Consider the following 22,804-nt stretch of genomic DNA (forward strand, 5'->3'; position numbering starts at 1 on the left):
TAATCCCTAAAATTTTTATTATTTATTATTTATTTTTTTAATTATTAATAAATTAATTGAGAGAGCATTTGAAGAGTATTGTCTTTTCACGAATAATTTAAATATTACCTTAAATCAATATAATATCTGAATAACTATTTTTTTGATTATTATGTTAGATTCTCCGATTGATGCGTTTAAAAATGATGTTAGGTTCAGGGATCACATTGCCCATGTTGAAACTATTCCTGCTAAAGAGGCCAGTTTCAAAAAGATACCTGATTTAAATGACACAATCGTTGATTATCTTGACTCTAAAGAAATTAAACTCTATAATCACCAGGCAGATACATATGAGGCAATAAAAAGGGATGAAAATGTAATCCTTACAACCACAACTGCTTCAGGTAAGACTTTGGCATTCAATCTGCCAATTATGGATTCATTAATCAATGACGAGAAAGCTACTGCCCTTTACATCTATCCGGCAAAGGCATTGTCAAATGACCAGCTGCATGTCTTAAAGGATTTGGAATCTGATTTGGGAATCGATATCAAACCAAGAACATATGACGGGGATACTCCAAAGTCACAAAGATACAATATCCGTCAAAAGTCAAGGGTTATTCTAACAAATCCATACCAGCTCCATCTGATTTTATCATGGCATCATCAGTGGGAGAGATTCTATAGGAATCTTAAATATATCGTTATAGACGAGGCCCATTACTATCGCGGTGTTTTCGGTTCAAACGTTGCCTTTTTAATCAGAAGGCTTAAAAGAATAGCTAATTTCTACGGCTCCGAACCCCAGTTCATACTTTCATCTGCAACACTTGCAAACCCTTTGGAGCTTGCAAATAAATTAACCGGTGAGGAGTTTACTCTGGTTGACAATGACACATCACCTAGTGGTGAAAAGGATTTCATTCTATTCAATCCGTTTAAAAATTACAGAAATTCTGCTGAATCTTCCGCTCCGTCAATTCATGTAGTAACGGCAGATATCTTTCGTTATCTGATGCTTAAAAACATTCAGACTTTATGCTTTACAGTTTCACGTAAAATCACGGAGCTCATTGCAATGTGGTCAAAAAAGGATGCTAAACTTACTGACGGCAGACTTGACAACTCACGTATCGCCGCTTATAGGGCAGGCTATCGTCCCGAAGAGAGGCGTGAAATCGAAGACGGCTTGAAGTCAGGCAAATATCTGGGAGTTACCTGTACAAACGCTTTGGAATTGGGAATAGACATCGGTTCACTTGATGCTGTTATCATATCCGGTTTTCCGGGAACTATGATGTCAACCTGGCAGCAGAGTGGAAGGGCAGGAAGAAGCAATCAGAAGTCTCTGGCCATTTTACTTGCATTTGAAAATCAGCTTGATCAGTATTATATGAATAATCCGAAGGCATTTTTCTCAAAGCCTCAGGAAAAGGCAATCATTGACCTGTCCAATCCTATATTGCAGGAAGCGCATATTCTCTGTGCAGCCAATGAACTGCCCCTTAAGAAAGGAGAAGCTTTAAAATACTTCAATATTCCTGATGCATTTCTGGATAATCTTGTTGAAAATGATGATTTGTACTTGTCAAGGGTTGGAAACTACACATACAAGTATGATGATAATCCTGCCTTCGACCATTCACTGGACCAAATATCTTCAGAGGAATTTAAGATAATGAACAACGGCAGGCTTTTGGAGACTATGGAACGTTCACAGGTATACCGCGAAGCTCATGAAGGTGCAATCCTAATCAATAAGGGAGAAACCTATACCGTTGACAACATCAATTTGAAATCCGGTTATGTAAACGTTTCCAAAAAGAATGTTGATTATCATACGATGGTATTGGATGATACTGAAGTAAATGTCGTTTCAAAGGAATTTAAAAGGCAATACGGGGATCTGACAATCCATTTTGGAGAGCTTAACGTTAAAAAGGATTATTATAAATATAAAAAGATGCAGCATTCAAGAGTTTTAGGAATGTATCCTCTTGATTTGCCTCCGCTTAAATTCAAAACCAAAGGGTTATGGTTTACCATACCTCAAAGCGTAAAAGATGAGCTTAAAAAACTCTATCCTGATGAGGATGAGGTCTTTGAAGGAGGCCTTCACGGGGCAGAGCATTCATTAATCGGACTCTTCCCGCTTCAGGTAATGTGTGACCGCTTTGATATCGGCGGAATGTCAACAGCTTATCACAAAGATACAGAAGAAGCAACAATATTCATCTATGATGGATATGAGGGTGGAATTGGAATCTGTGAAAAGGCAGTAGATGTATTTGTGGAGCTATTGGAATCAACTTTGGATTTGATTAAGGGATGTAAATGCAGAAACGGATGTCCGTCATGTATTTATTCACCAAAATGCGGAAACGATAATAAACCTCTTCACAAAAAGGCAACTGAATATATTCTACAGTATATGCTGGATGAAACTTTAAAAAACGATTCCAAAGTGGTAACCGAAGAGGTAAAGGTTCATGATGATGATTTGTATGCTCAGGCACTGGATTTCTACACTGAACATTTATATTCACAGGCAAAGGATTTGCTTCATGAGATATTGAATGATGATGCAAATAACCTCAATGCAAATCTTTTGATGGCACATGTTCTTTATGAGCAGGGAATAGAGGATGTTGCAACTTATTATGCAAGAAAAGCCTTAAAGATTTCTCCTTCAAATACCAATGCTGCTGAACTGCTTCAGAAACTTCAGTTTGCACCTGCAAAGGTTGAATTTGTTCACAAAAGTGCTGATGAAAAAGAAGAAGTCATTGATAAAATCGATACAGAAAAGTCATTTGATGATGTTGACACGTTATATGAAGAGGCCTATGACTTATTCCTCCAGGGAGATCTCGATACTGCACGTGAATTGCTTGAAGAACTGCTTGCCATTGATGATACTCATGTAGAGGCAACTGCATTAATGGGTTTTGTTTATAGAAGGGGAGGAGTATTTCCCAAGGCAGTTGAATATGCAAGAAAAGCGTCCAAACTGGATAAGAATAATGAAATGGTTCGTGAGTTAATAAAAGAACTGTCTTAAAAAATTAAAAAGGAGAAGCTTTTAAACTTCTCTATGATGTTATTTTTATTGTGTTTGCAATATTTTGTCCATTATAACTTGATGTTATGATGTAGTCACCAGGCATTAATCTGATGTTTAGTTTTGCCGTACCTGTACTGTCAGTTAGTCTATCGTATAATACTCCATTGATATTGAACTGGATAGACTGGTTAGGATAGATATTGCCTTGACCATCAACCAAACTTGCTTTAAACTGTGTTCCGTCAAGATATTTCATTGTAATGTCGCTTGCATTCAATACTGGCAATACTGTAATGTTATTGGACTGCATGCATCCTTTATATTCCGCTGTGATTATATATTCGCCAGGTTCTAAATTAATGTTTAATTTGGCATGGCCGGACGCATTGGTTTGTCTTGTGTAGAGCACTCCGTTAACGTTGAATGTCACGTTTTCACCTGCACCGACATAATTGCCGTCAGATCCTAAAATTCTTACAACATATTGTGAAGCGTTCTTGTAGTATTTGACCAGATCATTTGACTCGATTGGTGATACGACACATACGCTGTTTTCAACGCTTAGATTGTTGAATGTTGTTGTAATTGTGTAATTTCCCGGATTTAAGTTAATGTTTAATTTGGCCGTTCCGTTTTTGTTGGTGGTTCTGTTATAGCTGACTCCATTTATCTTGAAATTAACGGTAGCATTTTCTACACCAACATTAGCCTCGAACTGGGATTCATTTTTATAGATTTTTACTAAATCATTGGTTTTTATTGGAAACTCCACAGTATAGACTTTTAAAACAGCTGTTGTTTTATCCAAGTATAAATCCTTCCAGGTGCCGTTGGAATATAGGAATGAATTGTTTGGCTCATATACAAGTCTGGACTCTTTGATTATCGGGACAGGGTTGCCGGTAATCATTACCGTGAAATTGTCTCCGGTCTTAATTGGAATATATTCATTAAGTTTCGTTGTGGCGAATCCGATAAATTTGGAAGTTTCATTTTGAGTTAATTTCAAAATGTCATTCACGAAAACGTCAATTGTATAATTCAGTCCGATTTCATTGATATATGTTCCGACACCAGCTATTAAATCATCAGCAAAAGAGGTATATCTATTATAATATTTATCATATTCGAATTGTTCCTGAACAACTGTTCCGCCAACTTCTGTCTGGTAATTTTTTGTATAGTCTTCAGTATTTTCGATTATAAATCCAATGCTATATTCTTTTCTAAATATTGTTTTATCATAATATGAAATATAGAAAAATCCATCTTTTCCCCAGTCTGTACCCCAGCTGTTTTTACAGATCCATGCTCCATTGCCTTCAGGGGTTGTAGAAAAGTTTTCTTTTGGGAAATTGTCATCCCATCCTATGACAGTAATAATATGATAACTATTATTTAACTGATCTTGTGAATAATATGTGGCTTGTGAAGAATCATAGTAATCCATATCATTCATATGGGCTTCAATTGGAGCTGCAATACTACCGCATTTAATAATTGTTTCTTTTATCTCTTTTTGATATGTCAAATTAGTGGTTGGTGGAATAATTATAGCATCTTGAATGTGTATATTTTCATCAGTATCAATTAATGGGGATAACTTACCATATTCATCGTATTCATCATATTCTGATGAGAAACCTCCTAACCAACCAGTAAAGTATCGCACAGCATTTTCTACATAGCCGCCCTCAAACATGGTGTAAGAACCATACTTTGAATATCTTAATATGGAGTTTTGAAGATTGTTTTCGGAAAGGTTATATGTAATTCCTGTTGCTTTAAGCAATGTTGATTCTAATGAAGATATTGTTCCAAAAGCCCAGCAGGAACCCATTGTGCCCTGATTTTTAACTGGACTAACCCATCCGTAGTCACGTGCATCGAATTTTTCAGGCAAGTCTGTATAATTTATAGTATTGTTAATAAGTTTAAGTTTCATACCATTTTCTACAACAATGGTTTCATAATCTGTATTGTTTATGGATACGGTATCATCTGAATAATCATTATCCTCTATAAAGCAAAATTCTTCTTCGTAGAGTGAATATATTGCATTACCATTATCCTTGAATGTTGAATTATATATTCTCAAATCATAAGGCTGATAGATGTATACTGCATCTCCGTGTGTTGCAGCATGATTTTTTTGAAATGTTGAGTTTTTAATATATATTGACCTGCCATCGTGATATACTGCACCACCAAATGACCCAAGTTCATTATCAATTGCATTATTTTGAATAAATGTTGAATTATAAATGGTTGAATCACATGAACCGCCATAAACGGCTCCTCCACTATAAATAGCCGTATTATTTAAAAAAGTACAGTTTTCAATATTCAGGTAATTATTAAGTGCGCAAACAGCACTACCGTAATTTGCACTTGTATTAATGAATCTTGAATTTTTGATGTTTAAATTAGAACTTGAAAGTCCTTGCGGCGTTTTATCTGCAAAAATGGCTCCGCCATCATTTTGAGCATGGGTATTAATAAAATTGGAATCTTTAATTTCTATTGTATGATGATTTTTAAATAACAGTGCTCCGCCGGTTAGTTTTGCAGTTAAGTTAATGAATGTTGAATTTGTAATGATTGCATTCTCATTGCTAAATATGGCTGTACCATATTTGGAGGTGGTATTTGCAAAAGTGCAATTATTTACATATAATGTGGAATCCTCTGCATAAACCATGAATTTTAAAATCTCTTGTGTGTTTGAAAAAGTACAGTTATTTAATGTTAAAATACCATGAAAACTAACTTCAAGAGAATTTCCTTCTTCAAGAGCGGTATTGTCAATAAATTGAGCATTATTGATTGTTACTTCGTTACCACATGCAACAGCCCCTCCTCTAAATTCTGCATGATTGTTTATAAAGATTACATTGTTTAATGTTACATTATAACCTAATGCGCTAATTGCTCCTCCGGACATGGATTTTCCGTTTATGAATGTGATGTTATTAATTGCGATATTGTCTGTGGTAATAGCAAAAATTGAACTTTGGTTGGCTCCATCTAAAATATGGCCATTACCGTTGATTGTAAAGTATTCTTTATTGTTTAATGATATTGCCCCACCGAGACCTGCATCAGTGGATTTGTTGAAAGTATAATCCTGAGTTATTTCTAAAACGTTACCGCTATTGTCAATTTCTTTTTGCAATGCAGTAAAGTTACCTTCTGCCGAAACAGAATCTGTGCATATTAATAAAATAGCTATTATTAATATGATTTTTGTAATTTGTTTATAAAAATTTGTCATAATTATATATTTGTATATTCTAATTTAATATAATTTTCATTTTTTTTAAAATAAATGGTGATGGGGGTTGTTTTTAAGGTGCTCCGGCATAAGCGCTGAAACCCTTTTCAAAGTGTTCACAGACTTTTTCAAGCTCTTCAGGTATGTCGATGTGTTGGGTACAGTAATCAAGGCATGTTCCGCAGTATGTACAGTCATCTGCAGGTACCTTTTCATCACCTAGCTTGTCAAAGTAATTTCTGTAGATATTTGATTCCGGCTGGTTTTTGCTTGTATTGTACAGTGAGAAGTATTCGGGAATCGGTATCATTTCAGGACATGCGTCTATGCAGTATCCGCATTCGCTGCATGGAACGGCTACTTTTGATTGTAGCTTTTCTGCCATCTGTTCTAAAAATTCCCTTTCCTCATCATTTAAAACTTCAAAGTTTTCAAAGGTATTGCAGTTATCAAGAAGGTCGTCCATTTTGCTGATTCCGCTTAAAACGATTTTAACGTTTTCAAGTGATGCGCAGAATCTCAATGCGAAGCTTGCTATTGATTTGTCAGGGTTGAATTCGTTAAAGTCATTTTTAATATCTTCCGGAGGATTTACAATAACACCGCCTTTCAGAGGTTCCATGACATAAACGTCCAATCCGTATTCGCAACATAGTTCATAGCATTTACGGGCTTCGATGGCATTGTCTTCCCAGTCCAGGTAGTTTAATTCTAATTGCACTATGTCTAAAAAGTCTCCGTATTTGTCAAGAACTTCTTTTAAGAGTCCGGAATTGTCGTGGAAACTGAAACCTATTTTTTTAGCTATTCCGTCCTCTTTCATTTTTTTAATGTATTCAAAGGTTTTTGCATTTTCAGCCAGTTTGAACCATGGAACGTTGATGTTGTGAACAAAGAACACGTCAAAGTAGTCAATTCCCAGTCTTTCAAGCATTTCTGCAACGAATTTGTCATTGTCCTCTTCGGATGTTAATGCCCATGTCGGCATCTTGTCACATATTCTGTATGATTCTCTTGGGTATCTTTCAACAACTGCCTTTCTGATGGCCACTTCGGAAACTCCATTGTGGTATGCATATGACGTATCGAAGTAGTTAAATCCTTTTTTCATATAAATGTCAACCATCTCGTTGAATAATTCCTGGTCGACACTTGTAGGATCATTATCATCTGTTTGTGGAAGCCTCATGCATCCAAAACCAAATTTCTCTTTAAAAGTCATAGTATTATCCCCCTTTCAATTAAATAATACTTTGTTTTACTGGATATATAAATGTTGTCAATTGCAACAATTTTATTAATAAAATTTATAAGCACATTAAATTAAAGTTATAATATTAATAATTATATTTTTATTAAATAGGTGAAAATAATGCATGAATTATCAATGGCTCAAGGAATAATTAATGCAGTAATCGAAACTGCAGAGAGTAATAATGCAACTGAAGTCAATGAAGTAACAATTGAACTTGGAAGACTTGCAATGGTTAATCCGGAACAGTTGGAATTTATATTGGGGGTTCTTGTTGAAAATACAATTTTGGAAGATGCAAAAATAGTATTTGAAGAGATTCCTGTTGAAATTGACTGTCATGACTGCAACTTCCATGGTAAGGCAATAATTGACGATAAAGATCATTATGCTCCAATGGTCAAATGTCCTGAGTGCGATAGTTTCAAAATTGAAATTTTAAACGGTAAAGATATTGTTGTTAAAAATATAGTTATTGAAAAACCTGATGATGATTAATTAAATGGTGATAATATGCATCAAGTGGCTGACGTTGAAGTAGCAAAAAATATTATGGACGCTAATAAAAAATTAGCAGATAAAAACAAAAAAAATTTAGACGACAAAGGAATTTTCTGTGTTGATTTTGTAGGAGCTATCGGTTCCGGTAAAACAACATTGGTAGAAGAAATAATTGACAATACTGACTATAAAATCGGTGTTTTGGCAGGAGATGTTATTTCAAAATTCGATGCCGGAAGAATAGAAAAACATGATGTGCCTGTTGTAGGTTTAAACACAGGTAAAGAATGTCATTTGGATGCTCATTTGGTAGGTCATGGAATTGCAGACTTGCCATTGGATGACTTGGACATGCTCATCATTGAAAACGTAGGTAATCTAATCTGTCCTGTCGACTTTGAATTAGGTTCCCACATGAGAATAGTTGTTGTTAGTGTTACCGAAGGAGATGACACCGTTGAAAAACACCCAATTATTTTCCAAACCTCTGATGCAGTCGTCATTAACAAGGTTGACCTCGCTGATGCTGTAGGTGCAGATGCTGATAAAATGGTCGATGACGCTTTAAAATTAAACCCTAACATTAAAGTCATTAAATCCAGCTTAAAAGAAGGAACTGGATTAGATGAAATCATTAAATGTATTGAAGAAAAAATGAACAACTGAATCTGGTGATTTTTTTGAAAATTTGGATTGATATTTCAAATGCTCCTCACGTGAGGTTTTTCAAGGACGTAATCAAATACCTTGAAGCCGAAGGTGAGGATTTGATTGTCACTGCAAGGCAATTTGGAGATATCCATAAATTAATGGATATGTATGATATAGACTTTATTTCCGTTGGAAAACACGGTGTAAGTTTATATGACAAACTGAGAGAAAGTACTTCAAGAGTTTATAACCTTGTTGATATTATAGCTGATGAAAGGGTTGATGTCGCCCTTAGCAAGCATTCTATAGAACTTCCTAGAATCTCATTCGGTTTAGGAATTCCTAGTTTGTACGTTTTAGACAACGAACATGCTCTTGCAGCTAATAAATTAACATTGCCATTATGTGACAGAATTATCACTCCAAGAAAAATCGATTTCTGGAAATTAATGAAATTCGGTGCAGATCCAAATACAATAATTCCATATAACGGTACTTCAGAACTCATGCACTTTAAAAGTTTCAATTATAACGATGATGTTTTCAAAGATCTGAATTTAAAACTTGAACATCCTAAAACTATTTTGATGAGGCCAGAGCCTTCCCTTGCGTCATACCTGAATACTGATTGCAGAAAATCTGTTTTATCTCCAATCGTAGATGATTTAAAGGAACATGCCAATATCCTCATATTGCCAAGATTTAAAGAACAGGCTGAAATCTTTGAAGGCATTGACCATGTTACAATATTGGAGCCTCCTGTTGACACTTCAAGCCTAATCAAGAAATGTGATTTGGTTATTGGTGCCGGCGGAACAATGAACAGGGAAGCAGCTATTTTACAGACTCCTGTTATTTCATGTTATCCTGGAGAAACATTGTCAGTTGATCAGTATTACATCGATTATGGCTTGATGTACAGGTCAAATAATGTAAATCAGGTAATTACAAAAGCTATGGAATTTTTGAATAATCCTCATGAAAAAATTGATTTAAAGACTGATGATTTATTCCAAATTATTATCGATAACTTATATGATTTAGGTAAAAATGGTAAATAGTTTTTTATATTACTTTTTTCAAATATTATTTTGTATTACCTTTTTCATATATTTTTTATATGGGCTGGTAGCTCAGATGGGAGATCGTCGCCTTGGCATGGCGGAGGCCCCGGGTTCAAATCCCGGTCAGTCCATTTTTCTATTTATTAAATAAAGTTAAATTGTGATTCAAATATGATGTTAATAGCTCAAAATCATTTACAGCTAATATTAGAAGTAGGGATAATGATATTTATTCTATTGGTCTTTGTGCTTAATTTAGTTCCATTATCTCTCAGTGTAGTAACTTTCTTGTCTCTCTTTTTAGCGGGAGGTTTCACTCTTCTTTTCGGAGCAGATATTGCTTTGCTTGTTGTATCTTCAAGTCAGGCGGAATTTACTCACCCTTTTGGTCCAATTGCTCTTCTTGGTGCGGTGACTGCTTTAGCGTCGCTGAAGGTTATGCGGAACTCGGGAGTGGACGTTAAACCGCTTCGAAGATTTGTTATTTTATTCCTTCTAGGTATTACCGTATTTGGTGGATTAATGCACAGATCTTTCTTATTATTATGGATATTGGGTTTATTCATTGGTTATACCATATTATCCAAATCATTCAGAGAAAAATCTTTCTTCACTTTAAAAAGAATAATGCTCTTCATAGGTATAGCTGTAGCCGGATTTTTAAGTTTGGAAGTTGTTTCAAGAATTACTGGAATGACAATCTTTTCACCAATGTTAAGGTTAGGCAGGATTGAGCAATACTCCACATCAAGTGTAAAAATGGTATTAAACAATATTCAGCTTATCGGACACAGTGGAAACGCTTCATACTGGGGTGCAGAAGGAACAGCATTTGCTGAAGGTTATATTACACTTCCGATGCAATTGGTTTTATTCTTCGGACTTCCGTTCCCAATGTTTTTTGGTATATTGGTTAACCAAAAGGATACCGTTGACTACATGCTTCCGGGAATTTTCGGTTATGGATTTGATTTCGGTTATTTAGGACTCGTAGGTCTAATGGTATTTGTTTTAGGAACCATAATTATTGGTTTTAAAATATTGGCTATTTACAGAGAAAGAAGGGAGAAAAACAGTAAAAAATACTTGGGTAAAGAAGTATTGTTAACTGGTGCATTAGCAGCATTTTGTTCACAGGCTTTAATCGGTTTATTCATTTTTAATAGGACTATTAACGGTACTGCGCTTTTGACTTTCATGTTCTTGGGATGTCTCATATTGGCAAATGCAGTTACCTTAAAATCTAGAACTTAAATATATAGGAGAGTAATATATGAAAGCTTTAATTTTATTGGGTTGTCCAGAGACACCTTCTCAAACACCGATGGCAGTATATGCTTTCAGTGAATTAACCAAATTAGGTTATGACGTTACAATAGCTGCTAATCCTGCAGCTTCAAAATTAGTTAAAATATCTGATCCTGAAGGTTATTATAAACTTAATCTAGTAGATTTGGAAAGAACATTAGGTGAAGTCAGTGAAGGTGACTATGATTTGTTAGTCGGTTTTGTCCATAAAGACGCTGCAGCAGCATTCTTTGTCACATTCGACCAAATATTGAACACCAAATCCCTTGCTTTAGTATTTGAAAGGGACTTGGATTTGGTTGGTGAATTTGTCAGTATGATAGAAGAAAGCGGCAGTAAAGCAAAAATCTGTGCTGTAAGGGCTTTCCACAATCCTTCTCCAATAAAAATTAATTTTGATAAAGCTTTAAAGGAGTTATAAAATGTCATTCTGTTTAGATACTTATCTTCAGCAATCAGATAATTACGAAATTCATGCTTCCAAAGCTGGTTTTAAAGATTGTGCTATGATTATTCGTTTTAAAGCTGATGAAATCGTATATGTCAAACCTGGAGACCAGGTTTTAGGTGTTCGTGTCATCGGAATTCCACCAATTCCTATCGGAATCGATGATGAGAAAGGAACGGTCTTTATTCCGTACACAAAACCTTGTCACGGTACTTCCGTTGTTGAATTGCCAATAGATGCTGAAGAAATTGATAATATTAGAAAATTAAATACTCAATAAGTGATTTTTATGCGTTCCACAGTTGTAGGCAGTTACCCTGTTGAATTGAAAGAGGCAACTGGCTTTAAAGATAAATTGCTCAAATCTGTTGGAGCATATGACCCATTTAAGGAGTCAATTAAACAGGCTGTATTTTCCCAGCTTGATGCCGGCGTTGATATCATATCCGATGGTCAGGTAAGGGGAGATATGGTTTCAAGTTTTTCAAAATTCATTCCTGGATTTAAAATCGAGGATGGAAATACTTATATTGTTTCTAAAATCAGAAATCCTACTGGTGAAATCTCTGTAAAAGATTTGCTTTATGCTAAAAAATTAATCAAAGAGTATTACAATGGAAATATTCCTGAAGGAAAAGGAATCAAGGGAATTATCACCGGTCCGTCCACTATTATCCATTCATCAAGAATCACTTCCTTTTATAAAAACAAGGATGATGCCATTATTGACTTGGCACACAGCCTAAAAAAGGAAGTTGATGCTATTGAAAAGAAAGTAAAACCTGTTTATATTCAGGTCGATGAACCATTTTTATCAACCGGTATGGTAAACATGAAAGTTGCCCGTGAAGCTATTGAAATATTGCACGACGGTTTAACTATTCCTTTGGCTATGCATGTCTGCGGTACCCTTGAAGGTGCATATAAAGACATTGCCAATTTTGATGTTGATATTCTTGACTTTGAATTTGCAGGAAACAATGTCAATTTGGATTTATTGGAAAAGAATATCAAACTCTTTGAAGGCAAAAAAATAGGATTCGGCTGTATAGATTCAGCTAAAAATGAGGTTGACTCAAAAGATGTTACTCAGGAACTGATTTCAAAAGGAGTGGATATTATCGGCAAGGACAATATCCTGCTTGATCCTGACTGCGGGCTTAGAAGAGCACCAATGGACGTTGCCTTTAAAAAATTAAAATTAATGAATGACATTAAAGATTCATACTAGCTATTTTTCAACATTCCATGTTGGGGGTCTGTTGATAAAGCAGGTACTTGTTTTTTTCCAGTAGCAGTTATTGCACATTTTACATTCATTAATGCCTTCATCTTCCATTTGCCATTCAACCAGGAAGCTAGGATCGTATACGAATGGTCTTTGCATTGAAATAAAATCTATTTTGCTTTTTTTAAGGATTTCATTTATCTGAGACTTGCTGTTGACTCCACCACCCATAATTACAGGAATATTGACGTTATCTATAATCTTTTCAGATTCTTTTGTCAATAAGTGTATTTCTTCCACATTCATTGAATGGATTTCGGGATTTGTCCTGTCCTTGTGTTCCTTTGAAAAGTACTGTGGTGAGCGTGGTCTTGTTATTTGAAGACTGTCAGCGCCGAATTTTTCAAGAAGTTTGGCTATTTCAACGGTATCGTCTATTGTCATTCCGCCGGCCTGAATGTCAAATGCGTTTAATCTGCAGTTGATATGTAAATTTGTGGTTTCTTTAATTACCTTAATCATTTCCAATACGATTCTCAAACGGTTAAGTGTGCTTCCCCCGTATTTATCATTCCTTTTGTTGAAGTATGGGCTGATGAATCGGGTGAGGAAATAGTAATTGCCCAATGCAATCTGAACCCCATCAAAGCCTGCATAGTCGATTTTTTGACAGGTCTTGATAAAATCTGCCTGTATTTTTCTAATGTCATCAATGGACACCTCATCAATAGGCACGTTATGCTCAGCATGCTTGTTGAACTGTACAAAACCGAGTTGTGCAAAAATTGGAACATCATAAAGATGGACCAGGTCAGTCAAATCTTTCATTTCACGAACAAAACGCTTAAAATGAGGGGTATGAGAATACTTTGAAAATGCATCTCTCGGATAGAGTGATATCAGTTCAGTTATTATCAATCCAACGCCGCTTGCAGCAATGTTTTCGTAACGATTATATATTTCAGGAGTAAGATTTCCTGATTTTTCCCTTTCAGACTCCCATAAACCGGTTCTTACAATACGGCTATTGAGGTCAAACTCTCCAAATTTACAACAGTCAAACAAATCTTTCATAGTAATAATTTAAGTAAAAATACTATAAAAACATATATTATATTATAAGTTAAATTATGGTGAATAAATGAAAAGAATATTTGTTTTGTTATTGCTGTTTTTTGTTTCGATTGCTTGTGTATCTGCAAACGAAGATATCAATGCCACTGAAGATGGTGGGGAAATTTTGGCTTCACAGGACTTTAATCAGTTACTGAATTTAATTAACGGTGCCAATGATGGTGACAGCATCTTTTTAACCACAGATTATGTTGGAAGCGGTGAAATAAGTATCAATAAGCAGATAAGCATTTATGGTAATGGTCACAGCATTGATGCATCACACGCATCAAGAATCTTTAAAATCGATGCGGATAATGTTGTTTTAAATAATATAAAATTCCTTAATGGAAACGCTGATGGTTGGGGTGGAGCGATTTACAGTGAACATCCTTTAAAAATTGACGGCTGTGAATTTACAAATAACCATGCTTCATTTGCCGGTGGAGCAATATATTCATTTACCTCCATTGACATTATCAATTCAATTTTTACTAAAAACAGTGCTGAAAATGATGGTGCAATATTTTTGGAAAGTTCAAAAGCCTACTTATATAATGATAAATTTATAGAAAACAGTGCCAATTGGGCTTCAGGTGCATTAACATCTCTTTATGAGTCAAACACTACTGTTGACAGCTGTATTTTTATAGATAATATGGCTAATGAATACGCTTCAGCCATTTGTGCAAATAATGAGATTAATATCATCAATTCCAATTTCACATCAAGCAGAGGCAATACGAATTTCATTGAATACTTTGATGATTGGGACGGACGTGACGGATCACTATACCTAAGAAATAATATAATGGCCTCTTCTTATCTGTGGGACATTTCCTATCGTGGAGATACTCCAATAGCTTCTCCGATTTATCTTGAATTCTTAAATCAGACTGTCAATTCCGGAGATACTGTATTGGTTGGAAATGTCTATGATGACAATAAAAACAGGATTAAACTGGATTCATATCCTGCAGATGTCTACAATACCATAACTCTAGAAGTCTATGACAAAACAAATAAACTTGTGGATAAGCCTACATTATATCTTGATGAAAGTTCAGGATACACCTATGCGGTCAATTTAAAAAATGGAATTTACAGACTTTCAGGAATCTTGAGTGAATCAATTTCAAAGGACTGCACAGTCATTGAAGGAATATTGAATGTGGGTGATGTGGACGAAAAATTCATCCCTGATGTTAAAACCGGCTATAAGAAAAACGGTCGAAACGTGATTTTAACCACAATAATAAATCCTGCATCTGCAACGGGAAGCATAATATATGATGTTGGTGGTAAAAATTACACCTCAACAGTTAATGATGGAATGGCCAGTCTAACATTAAATGATTTGGAAAATGGAACATACACCGTCAAAACACTATACTCAGGCGATAATCTCTATAACCGGACCAGCGCCAATGCCGTAAGTTTCATCATAGGACCCTCAAACGTTAAGATTACGGCTCCTGACTTAACAAAATACTATAATGGTCCTGAAAGATTTGTTGTAACCTTAACTGATAAAAATGATGTTCCTTTAGCTAATCAGGCATTAGGTATTGTCATTAACGGGCAGAGATATGATAGGCTAACAAATGATAAAGGCCAGTCAAGCATTGCAATCAATTTAAACAGTGGGGTCTATACAGTATTTGTTGATTATGACGATGAAGAGGTAAATGCCACAGTGACTGTTAAATCAACAGTTTCAGGAAAAAATATCACCAAAACATTCAGGAATGCAACACAGTACTATGCCACTTTCTTAGACTCCAATGGAAATATCTTAAAAAACAGTGATGTTGAATTTAACATTAACGGAGTCTTCTATACAAGAAAAACCAATGATGAAGGTAGAGCCAAACTGAATATAAATCTCAATCCTGAAACTTATATCATTACTGCCAGAAATCCTTCTTCAGGAGAGCTTTATTCCAATACTGTTACAGTCTTATCCAATATGGACATGAACAATGATTTGACCAAATATTATAGAAACGCTTCCCAGTATTCTGTCAGGCTTCTGGGAGACGACGGAAAGCCTGTCGGTGCAGGCGAAAGCGTCACGTTCAACATTAATGGCGTATTCTATAATCGTCAAAGCAATGCATCAGGAATTGCCAAACTCAATATTAATTTAGGTCCTGGGGATTATATCATTACTGCCCAATATAAAGGCTTGATGACATCAAATAAAATTAAGGTATTGTCCGTTTTAGAAACAAATGACTTGAATATGCACTATAGGGATGGATCTAAATTTGAAGCTAAAGTTCTGGATGGTGAAGGCAATCCCTATGCAGGTCAGAATGTTACATTCAATGTTAATGGTGTTTTTTACACAAGAACAACAGATTTAAATGGTGTAGCCCGATTGAATATAAATCTGATGTCCGGCAAATACATCATTACCTCATCTTACAATTCTTTAAACGTTGCAAATTGGATTACCATAAGTTAATTATGTTATCAATTAAGCACTAAATATTTTTAGATGAAAAATCAAATTAATAATCATGTTATTCGTTCAATATCCTAAATGTTCAACATGCAGAAAAGCCAAAAAATGGCTTGAAGAAAACAATATAGAATTCGAAGAAAGACATATCATTGATGAAAATCCCACATATGATGAACTGAAGGAATGGTATGAAAAAAGTGATTTGACCTTAAACAAATTCTTTAACACCAGCGGAATGAAATACCGTGAGCTAAAACTGAAGGATAAACGTCCGGGCATGTCAGAAGACGAACAGTTAAAACTGCTTTCAACTGACGGCATGCTTGTAAAAAGGCCTGTAATTGTTGGGGATGACTTTGTTTTAACCGGTTTTAGAGTTAAGGAATGGGAAGAAAAACTTCTTTAAATCCACTCACCATCACTTATTATTTTTTTAGCCAGGATAACTTTTTTATATTTTAAATCTAAATTAATTAACATGACTAACGATGATTTGGATATGGTAAAACTGGAACTTGAATGTGAAAAGTTCAAATTAATGTCTTATCAGCTTGACGATTTGCTTGAACAGTACGATAAGCTAATGGAAATAAGAGGAAATATCCAGTTCAAATTTTTCAATGCACTGGATAACATTAAAAACAACGGCATTCCGGTCGATGAGGATTATGAACGCTGGGAAAAAATCAGAACCCGTGAAAGGGAAGGATGGGACGAAGAAATTAATCTCATAGCTGACCTGAAATATGACATTGACGATAACTTGAAGATTTTGGACAATACAAAAATGAGAAGAATGTTAATAAACAAGGAAGTTAAGGATTAACTTTAAAAAACAGAAGATTCATAATTATATAGTGATAAAAAATTGATGGGGACAAAAAGTGTTAGATATAAAATTATTCAGAGAAAGTCCGGAAATTATCATTGACTCTGAGAAGAAAAGATTTAGAAGCACTGAAAACGTTGAAAAAGTAATAGAATATGACACCTTATGGAGAGAAGGTGAAAGAAAATTAAATTCTTTAAGATCTGAAAAAAATAAATTATCCAAATCATTCAAAAAAGCTAAAGAAGAAGGTAATTTGGAAGAAGTTATCAACCGTTCAAAAGAAGTAGCAGCAGAGATTAAGGAATTGAGTGCTAAAAACGAAGAATATCTTAAACTCAGGGATGATTACAGATATAAAGTCGGAAACATCATAGATGAAGATGTGCCGATTTCAGATACAGAAGACGATAACGTAGTGGTTAGAACCTATGGTGAAATCCCGGAATATGATTTCGAATTGTTAAACCACGTAGATTTAATTAATAAAATTGACGGTGCTGATTTGGAAACTGCAGCAAGCATTGCAGGTGCACGTTTCTACTACCTGAAAAGAGACATCCTACATTTAAACTTGGCGTTAATTCAATTTGCGCTTTCAGAGCTTGAAGCTGAAGGCTACATTCCAATGCAAACTCCATTCTTTGTAAAAGGAGAAGTTGCAGCTGAAACCTCTGAACTCGGTGAATTCTACGAAACTCTATACAAAGTGGAAAATGAGGACATGTACCTTATCGCAACCGCTGAACAGACATTGGCAGCACTTCACAGAAACGAAATCATCTCACCTGATGATTTGCCGTTAAGATACTGTGCACTATCAACTTGTTTTAGAAAAGAAGCAGGTTCACACGGAAAAGATACTTTAGGAATATTCAGAGTTCACCAATTTGAAAAGATTGAACAGTTCATCTATTCCGCTCCTGAAGATTCAAGAAATCAGCATGATCACCTGATGGAAGTAACCGAAAGAATCTATCAGAAATTAGGCCTCCCATATCAGGTCATAGCTATTGTATCTTCTGCTTTAAACGATAATGCAGCTATTAAATATGATCTTGAAGCATGGTTCCCAGGTTCCGGAGCATTCAGGGAACTGGTTTCATGTACCAACTGTAAGGATTATCAGGCAAGAAAAACCAAAACCCGTTATGGAAGAGCAGGTTCCGGAGACGCTCAAACCCTGCACACCTTAAACAGTACAGCTATTGCAACTGAAAGGACAATGTGCTGTATTTTGGAAAACTATCAACAGCCTGACGGCAGTGTAAAAGTTCCTGAAGTGTTAGTCCCTTACATGAATGGAAAAACTGTCATTGAAGCTAAAAAATAAATTATCAAATTTTAAGTGTGTTTTTACACACTACAACTATTTTTATTTAATTATAAATTTTAAATTCCACAGATTTGTATAAAGGGGAGTTAATATAATGGAAATGAATTTAAAAATAATTATTGGATTATTGATAATTATTGTAGTGTTATGCATTGGTTTGGTGTATGTTTTACCTCCAAAAACTGTTGATGCAAGTTATTGTATGCTTCCTACCGCTAATGAACATGTTCAATTTTCCGGAACATATCTTGGTCCTTATGACAGTATTTATAATGCGGGTGGTGATTCCGGTGTTATTCAGGTGGGTAATGCTTATGTGATTGTCAGTACTGCTAAACTTAAAGGATTGGAAGGACAAACTGTAACTGTTGATGGATATTTCGTGAATGATAAGATTGGTCCTGAAACGGTTTCTATAAATGGTCAGTTTGTAAATGCACAAAGTTTTCGTATAGAGAATCTGCATTAAGGTTAATTGAGAATATTATCTAAATTCAGAGTCGCCGAAATCCAAATAATTTTTTAATCAGAATATATAGAATAAATCTTATGAAAACTATTGTTATTAATGCAAGTCCTCGTAAGAAATGGAATACTGCTGAGGTAATGGAGTCCGCTTTAAAGGGAGCTGAATCTGTTGGTGCTGAAACAGAATACGTTAATTTATATGATTTGGTTTTTAAGGGATGCAGAAGCTGTCTGGTCTGTAAATTAAAAGATAAGCCTAAGGGAAAATGCTACTGGAACGATGAACTTTCACCATTAATTGAAAAAATCCTTGAAGCAGATACTCTGCTTATAGGTACACCGATTTACTTTGGAGAGCCTACAAGTGAATTCAGGGCATTAATTGAAAGGTTAATCTTTTGTGTAATGTCTTATGATGACGGATCAAGCTATTATACTGGAAAAGTCAATGTAGGAATTTTCTACACCATGAATGCACCATTTGATTACTATAAGCAGTCTATGGAGGCAAGCCTTTCAACGGTTGAATATCTCTTTTCATTTTTAAATGGGGAAGTCAAATCATATCCTGTTTGTGATACTCTTCAGGTTCATGATTATTCAAAATATAATATGGCAGGTTTTTCACAGGAACTGAAGGAAAAACAGCTTATTTTACAATATCCAAAAGATATTGAAAACGCCTTTAAAATCGGTGCTGAACTAAGTAAAATTTAAAGATCTGGGCAGAAAATGATTTGAGTGGTGGGTAATTAATTCCTTCTAAAATGCATGTAAATTATTCTTTAGATGATTTCGCTGGTTTTTCTCTATAAATTAAAATCAGTTCTTCTTTTTTCTTTTTTATAAAATATTTTATATTTTAATTCAAATTATAATCACTTATATTATTTAAAATTTAAATATTTTGACAAACTATTAATTAATATGACAGATTTTGAAGAAATTATTAAAACAAGAAGAAGTATCCGTGAATATCAGGATAAGGATGTTAGTGATGAAGATATTTTAAAGATTCTGAAAGCTGGAATGCAGGCACCAGGTTCCAGATTGGGAGCTGAGCCATGGGAATTCGTTGTCATTAAAAACAAGGAAACATTGGAAAAACTTGCTGAAATCAAGCCTCGTGTAAAAACTGCACCTGTTGCAATATTGCTTGTTGCAAACATTGAAAGGGCATTTTACAAACTCCACTGGCAACAGGACATGGCAGCTGCAGCTGAAAACATGCTCCTTGAAGCAGTTAACCTTGGATTGGGAGGTCTTTGGAATGGTGTGGCTCCAACTGAAGAAACAATGGAGAAAGTTGCTGATTTGTTTGAATTGGATAATGAAAATCAGAAACCATTCTGTGTAATAACTCTAGGTTATCCTGCTGAAGGCTGGGAAAACAAGTTCATGGATAAATTCGATGAGGGAAGAATCCATTATGAAAAATACTGAATACGATTTTGAAAGTGTTATTGATAGAAACGGGACAAACTGCCTTAAATGGGATCTCTTTGATGATGATGTCCCGATGTGGGTAGCGGATATGGATTTCAAGGTAGCACCGCAAATCCAAAATGCAATTCAAAAAAGAGCAGAACATCCAATCTATGGATATACTATAGTTCCAGACGAGCTATTTGAAGCATACATTAACTGGTGGGATTCAAATTATGGTCTTGAAATGTCAAGAGAGGATATGGCATATTCCACTGGTGTAATGCCCTCAATTTCATCAATGATAAGATGTCTGACTGATGAAAATGATGAGATATTAATTCAATCACCAGTTTATCATGTATTCTACTATGTAATAGAGGACAACAACCGTAAAGTCCTTGAAAATGAGCTGATTTATGAAGACGGCAAGTACAGAATAGATTTTGATGACCTGGATGAAAAGCTCTCAAGAGTTAAGATGATGATACTTTGCAATCCTCACAATCCTATCGGTAAAATCTGGTCTAGAGATGATTTATCAAGAATTTCTGAGCTGTGCCGAAAGCATGACGTCATTTTGATAGCTGATGAAATCCACTGTGATTTGACAGATCCCGGAGTCAAATACAACCCATTTGATGCTGGTGACAATGTGATAAGATGTCTTTCTCCATCCAAATCATTTAATATTGCTGGTTTTCAAAGCTCTGTTGTTCACACAACAAACAATGAACTTCTGGAAAAAGTTAAAACCCAAATGCATATTGACAGTTCCGATTCATGCAATGTATTTGCAGCATCTGCCGTTATTGCCGCTTATAATGAATCCGGAGAATGGCTGGATGAACTTAAAGGTGTTTTATACAAAAATAAGCAAACCGTTAAGGAGTTTTTAGCTGAGGAACTTCCTGTCATAAAACTTGTTGAATGTGATGCAACATATCTGTTGTGGCTTGACTGCTCAGCAATCGGTTTTAAATCAAAAATATTGTCTGAATTCTTAAGGTCCAACCAGGGACTCTTCTTATCTGCCGGAATAGACTTTGGAGAATGTGGAGACAACTTCCTAAGGATGAATATAGCATGTCCTGAAGAATTGTTGATTGATGGTCTTCGAAGGTTAAAAGGCGGAATAATCAGTTTAAACAATATTAAACAATTTTAAAAAAAGAAAAGGGGTTTCGTAATTTAGTCATTTGCTAAATTATCGAAATATCCTTGGATGAATATAACTGGAGTTCCTTTATCTCCGGAACCGCTGGTCAAGTCACATAATGAACCGATTAAATCGGTTAATACTCTTGGGGTGGTTCCTTCGGTAATCATTTGTCCAGTTAAGTCTTTATCTTTGGTTCTGATTTCTTCTTTGATGGCTTCTTTTAATTCATCGCCTTTTAAATCGGCGAATTTGTTATCTGAAACGTATTTTAATTTGATTTCGTTTGGAGTTCCTATTAATCCGTCAGTATGTGCTGGTGATACAACAGGGTCTGCTAGTTCCCAGATTTTTCCAACAGGGTCTTTGAATGCTCCGTCTCCGTAAACCATTACTTCGATTTGTTTGCCGGTTAGGTCGATTAATCTTTTTTGAACTTCTCTGACTAATTTGTCTCCTGTTTTTGGGAATAATTTTAATTTTTCTTCTGTTGCTTTGTTGGATCCTAGTAATCCGTAATCTGGATTGGATCCTGAATCTCCAATTGGTTCGGTTAGGATTTGGTGTAATCCGTATACGTTTGCTCCAAGGTCTTTGAGTAATTTTACGGTTTTTTCTCTTGTGTGTATGTCACAGGTTAAAATGTCTTTGTTGTAATCGAGAATTGTTTTTATGTCGTTGGAGAATACGAATTCGACTTCACAGTCTTCGCTTTCGATTAGTTCTCTGTAGAAATCGATCATGTTTATTCCTGTGAATGGGTGAATCCATGATCCGAAAGTTTCTTTGTATTCGTCTTCGGAAATGACGCTTCCTAAATGGAATTCGCTTTTGTCTAATACTTCTTCGTCTAAAATACCGTTTCCTACTTCGTCTGCAGGGAAAGATGTTAATAATGTTATTTTGTCCATTCCTCTTGCAATTCCTTTTAGGATGATTGAAAATCTGTTTCTACTTAAAATAGGATTTACAACTCCTATGTTTTTGGATGGAAACTTGTTTTGAACGTCTTGGGCAACATCATCAACGGTTACGTAATTTCCTTCTGAAATTCCTACGACCGCTTCGGTAATTGCAACAATATCTTTGTCCCTGAATTCAAATCCTTCGCTTTCTTTTGCAGCCATAACTGAATCTACAACAATTGTAGCTAAATCATCATTTTCTTTAATAATAGGTGTCCTTATACCACGTACTACAGTACCAACACATCTCATTTTTTTTACTCC

The 22,804-nt window shown here is 35.1% G+C and carries 19 protein-coding genes, 1 tRNA gene and 1 pseudogene; 17 read left to right on the forward strand and 4 right to left on the reverse strand.

Features of this window, described 5'->3' with window-relative positions; translation table 11 throughout:
- Positions 1-151: 151 nt before the first annotated feature.
- Positions 152-2,426, forward strand: a pseudogene (locus ACKI44_RS07680) (DEAD/DEAH box helicase); the annotation flags it as partial.
- Positions 2,427-3,077: 651 nt separating this feature from the next.
- On the opposite strand, the gene ACKI44_RS07685 reads toward ACKI44_RS07680, so the two are convergent.
- Both ACKI44_RS07685 and ACKI44_RS07690 read right to left on the reverse strand, forming a co-directional pair.
- Positions 3,078-6,323, reverse strand: coding sequence for a C1 family peptidase (locus ACKI44_RS07685; protein WP_407423150.1), 3,246 nt, complete (start codon positions 6,321-6,323; stop codon positions 3,078-3,080).
- Positions 6,324-6,396: 73 nt separating this feature from the next.
- Positions 6,397-7,545, reverse strand: a complete 1,149-nt coding sequence (locus tag ACKI44_RS07690) for an aldo/keto reductase (RefSeq protein ID WP_407423152.1) — start codon at positions 7,543-7,545, stop codon at positions 6,397-6,399.
- 150 nt (positions 7,546-7,695) lie between these two features.
- On the opposite strand from ACKI44_RS07690, the gene hypA reads away from it, so the two are divergent.
- The 8 genes from hypA to ACKI44_RS07730 all read left to right on the forward strand — a co-directional run bounded on the left by hypA (position 7,696) and on the right by ACKI44_RS07730 (position 12,778).
- Positions 7,696-8,073 carry a hydrogenase maturation nickel metallochaperone HypA gene (gene hypA / locus ACKI44_RS07695; RefSeq protein ID WP_407423154.1) on the forward strand — a complete coding sequence of 126 codons (378 nt, stop codon included), beginning with the start codon at positions 7,696-7,698 and terminating at the stop codon, positions 8,071-8,073.
- Between the two features lie 15 nt (positions 8,074-8,088).
- The gene (gene hypB, locus ACKI44_RS07700; RefSeq protein ID WP_407423156.1) at positions 8,089-8,742 is read left to right on the forward strand and encodes a hydrogenase nickel incorporation protein HypB; all 654 of its coding nucleotides are present in this window, start codon (positions 8,089-8,091) and stop codon (positions 8,740-8,742) included.
- A gap of 5 nt (positions 8,743-8,747) precedes the next feature.
- Entirely contained in the window at positions 8,748-9,788 is a 1,041-nt protein-coding gene (locus ACKI44_RS07705; protein ID WP_407423158.1) for a DUF354 domain-containing protein, read from the forward strand.
- Between the two features lie 61 nt (positions 9,789-9,849).
- Positions 9,850-9,922: transfer RNA gene (locus tag ACKI44_RS07710), tRNA-Ala, on the forward strand.
- Positions 9,923-9,962: 40 nt separating this feature from the next.
- Entirely contained in the window at positions 9,963-11,045 is a 1,083-nt protein-coding gene (locus ACKI44_RS07715) for a hypothetical protein (protein ID WP_407423160.1), read from the forward strand.
- Positions 11,046-11,064: 19 nt separating this feature from the next.
- Positions 11,065-11,520, forward strand: coding sequence for a DUF1890 family protein (locus tag ACKI44_RS07720; RefSeq protein ID WP_407423162.1), 456 nt, complete (start codon positions 11,065-11,067; stop codon positions 11,518-11,520).
- A 1-nt stretch (position 11,521) separates the two neighbouring features.
- The gene (locus ACKI44_RS07725; RefSeq protein WP_407423164.1) at positions 11,522-11,827 is read left to right on the forward strand and encodes a DUF1894 domain-containing protein; all 306 of its coding nucleotides are present in this window, start codon (positions 11,522-11,524) and stop codon (positions 11,825-11,827) included.
- 9 nt (positions 11,828-11,836) lie between these two features.
- The gene (locus ACKI44_RS07730; protein ID WP_407423166.1) at positions 11,837-12,778 is read left to right on the forward strand and encodes a methionine synthase; all 942 of its coding nucleotides are present in this window, start codon (positions 11,837-11,839) and stop codon (positions 12,776-12,778) included.
- On the opposite strand, the gene ACKI44_RS07735 is transcribed toward ACKI44_RS07730, so the two are convergent.
- Positions 12,779-13,849, reverse strand: a complete 1,071-nt coding sequence (locus tag ACKI44_RS07735) for an NADH-dependent flavin oxidoreductase (RefSeq protein ID WP_407423168.1) — start codon at positions 13,847-13,849, stop codon at positions 12,779-12,781. It lies immediately after the preceding gene.
- Between the two features lie 67 nt (positions 13,850-13,916).
- Here ACKI44_RS07735 and ACKI44_RS07740 point away from each other — a divergent pair, with 67 nt between their 5' ends.
- From ACKI44_RS07740 to ACKI44_RS07775, 8 genes are all read left to right on the forward strand, one after another.
- Positions 13,917-16,358, forward strand: a complete 2,442-nt coding sequence (locus ACKI44_RS07740) for a hypothetical protein (RefSeq protein ID WP_407423170.1) — start codon at positions 13,917-13,919, stop codon at positions 16,356-16,358.
- A gap of 55 nt (positions 16,359-16,413) precedes the next feature.
- Entirely contained in the window at positions 16,414-16,764 is a 351-nt protein-coding gene (locus ACKI44_RS07745; RefSeq protein ID WP_407423172.1) for an arsenate reductase family protein, read from the forward strand.
- Positions 16,765-16,836: 72 nt separating this feature from the next.
- Positions 16,837-17,184: a hypothetical protein gene (locus ACKI44_RS07750; protein WP_407423174.1), complete on the forward strand. Its 348-nt coding sequence runs from the start codon at positions 16,837-16,839 to the stop codon at positions 17,182-17,184.
- Positions 17,185-17,242: 58 nt separating this feature from the next.
- The gene (gene serS / locus ACKI44_RS07755; RefSeq protein ID WP_407423176.1) at positions 17,243-18,520 is read left to right on the forward strand and encodes a serine--tRNA ligase; all 1,278 of its coding nucleotides are present in this window, start codon (positions 17,243-17,245) and stop codon (positions 18,518-18,520) included.
- A gap of 97 nt (positions 18,521-18,617) precedes the next feature.
- Positions 18,618-18,992 (forward strand): hypothetical protein, encoded by a 375-nt coding sequence (locus tag ACKI44_RS07760; protein ID WP_407423178.1) that lies wholly within the window; start codon positions 18,618-18,620, stop codon positions 18,990-18,992.
- Positions 18,993-19,072: 80 nt separating this feature from the next.
- Complete coding sequence (locus ACKI44_RS07765; RefSeq protein ID WP_303736815.1) at positions 19,073-19,708, forward strand: flavodoxin family protein; 636 nt, start codon at positions 19,073-19,075, stop codon at positions 19,706-19,708.
- 210 nt (positions 19,709-19,918) lie between these two features.
- The gene (locus ACKI44_RS07770; RefSeq protein ID WP_407423180.1) at positions 19,919-20,434 is read left to right on the forward strand and encodes a nitroreductase family protein; all 516 of its coding nucleotides are present in this window, start codon (positions 19,919-19,921) and stop codon (positions 20,432-20,434) included.
- Complete coding sequence (locus ACKI44_RS07775) at positions 20,421-21,584, forward strand: MalY/PatB family protein (RefSeq protein ID WP_407423182.1); 1,164 nt, start codon at positions 20,421-20,423, stop codon at positions 21,582-21,584. Before ACKI44_RS07770 ends, ACKI44_RS07775 begins: the two co-directional genes overlap by 14 nt.
- A 23-nt stretch (positions 21,585-21,607) precedes the next feature.
- Here the strand turns inward: ACKI44_RS07775 and ACKI44_RS07780 are convergent, their stop codons facing one another.
- Positions 21,608-22,792, reverse strand: a complete 1,185-nt coding sequence (locus tag ACKI44_RS07780) for a coenzyme F420-0:L-glutamate ligase (RefSeq protein ID WP_407423184.1) — start codon at positions 22,790-22,792, stop codon at positions 21,608-21,610.
- Positions 22,793-22,804: the final 12 nt, after the last annotated feature.

Origin of the sequence: Methanobrevibacter sp. (assembly GCF_045646205.1) — an archaeon.
Lineage (GTDB): Archaea > Methanobacteriota > Methanobacteria > Methanobacteriales > Methanobacteriaceae > Methanocatella.

Excerpts from the sequence above, each read along its gene's own strand:
- hypA (WP_407423154.1), top strand. The coding sequence starts at position 7,696 with ATGCATGAATTATCAATGGCTCAAGGAATAATTAATGCAGTAATCGAA.
- ACKI44_RS07750 (WP_407423174.1), top strand. The coding sequence starts at position 16,837 with ATGACTAACGATGATTTGGATATGGTAAAACTGGAACTTGAATGTGAA.
- ACKI44_RS07685 (WP_407423150.1), bottom strand. The coding sequence starts at position 6,323 with ATGACAAATTTTTATAAACAAATTACAAAAATCATATTAATAATAGCT.
- ACKI44_RS07765 (WP_303736815.1), top strand. The coding sequence starts at position 19,073 with ATGAAAACTATTGTTATTAATGCAAGTCCTCGTAAGAAATGGAATACT.
- ACKI44_RS07745 (WP_407423172.1), top strand. The coding sequence starts at position 16,414 with ATGTTATTCGTTCAATATCCTAAATGTTCAACATGCAGAAAAGCCAAA.
- ACKI44_RS07740 (WP_407423170.1), top strand. The coding sequence starts at position 13,917 with ATGAAAAGAATATTTGTTTTGTTATTGCTGTTTTTTGTTTCGATTGCT.
- ACKI44_RS07770 (WP_407423180.1), top strand. The coding sequence starts at position 19,919 with ATGACAGATTTTGAAGAAATTATTAAAACAAGAAGAAGTATCCGTGAA.
- ACKI44_RS07735 (WP_407423168.1), bottom strand. The coding sequence starts at position 13,849 with ATGAAAGATTTGTTTGACTGTTGTAAATTTGGAGAGTTTGACCTCAAT.
- ACKI44_RS07720 (WP_407423162.1), top strand. The coding sequence starts at position 11,065 with ATGAAAGCTTTAATTTTATTGGGTTGTCCAGAGACACCTTCTCAAACA.
- ACKI44_RS07690 (WP_407423152.1), bottom strand. The coding sequence starts at position 7,545 with ATGACTTTTAAAGAGAAATTTGGTTTTGGATGCATGAGGCTTCCACAA.
- ACKI44_RS07760 (WP_407423178.1), top strand. The coding sequence starts at position 18,618 with ATGGAAATGAATTTAAAAATAATTATTGGATTATTGATAATTATTGTA.
- ACKI44_RS07730 (WP_407423166.1), top strand. The coding sequence starts at position 11,837 with ATGCGTTCCACAGTTGTAGGCAGTTACCCTGTTGAATTGAAAGAGGCA.
- ACKI44_RS07715 (WP_407423160.1), top strand. The coding sequence starts at position 9,963 with ATGATGTTAATAGCTCAAAATCATTTACAGCTAATATTAGAAGTAGGG.
- hypB (WP_407423156.1), top strand. The coding sequence starts at position 8,089 with ATGCATCAAGTGGCTGACGTTGAAGTAGCAAAAAATATTATGGACGCT.
- ACKI44_RS07725 (WP_407423164.1), top strand. The coding sequence starts at position 11,522 with ATGTCATTCTGTTTAGATACTTATCTTCAGCAATCAGATAATTACGAA.
- ACKI44_RS07780 (WP_407423184.1), bottom strand. The coding sequence starts at position 22,792 with ATGAGATGTGTTGGTACTGTAGTACGTGGTATAAGGACACCTATTATT.
- ACKI44_RS07775 (WP_407423182.1), top strand. The coding sequence starts at position 20,421 with ATGAAAAATACTGAATACGATTTTGAAAGTGTTATTGATAGAAACGGG.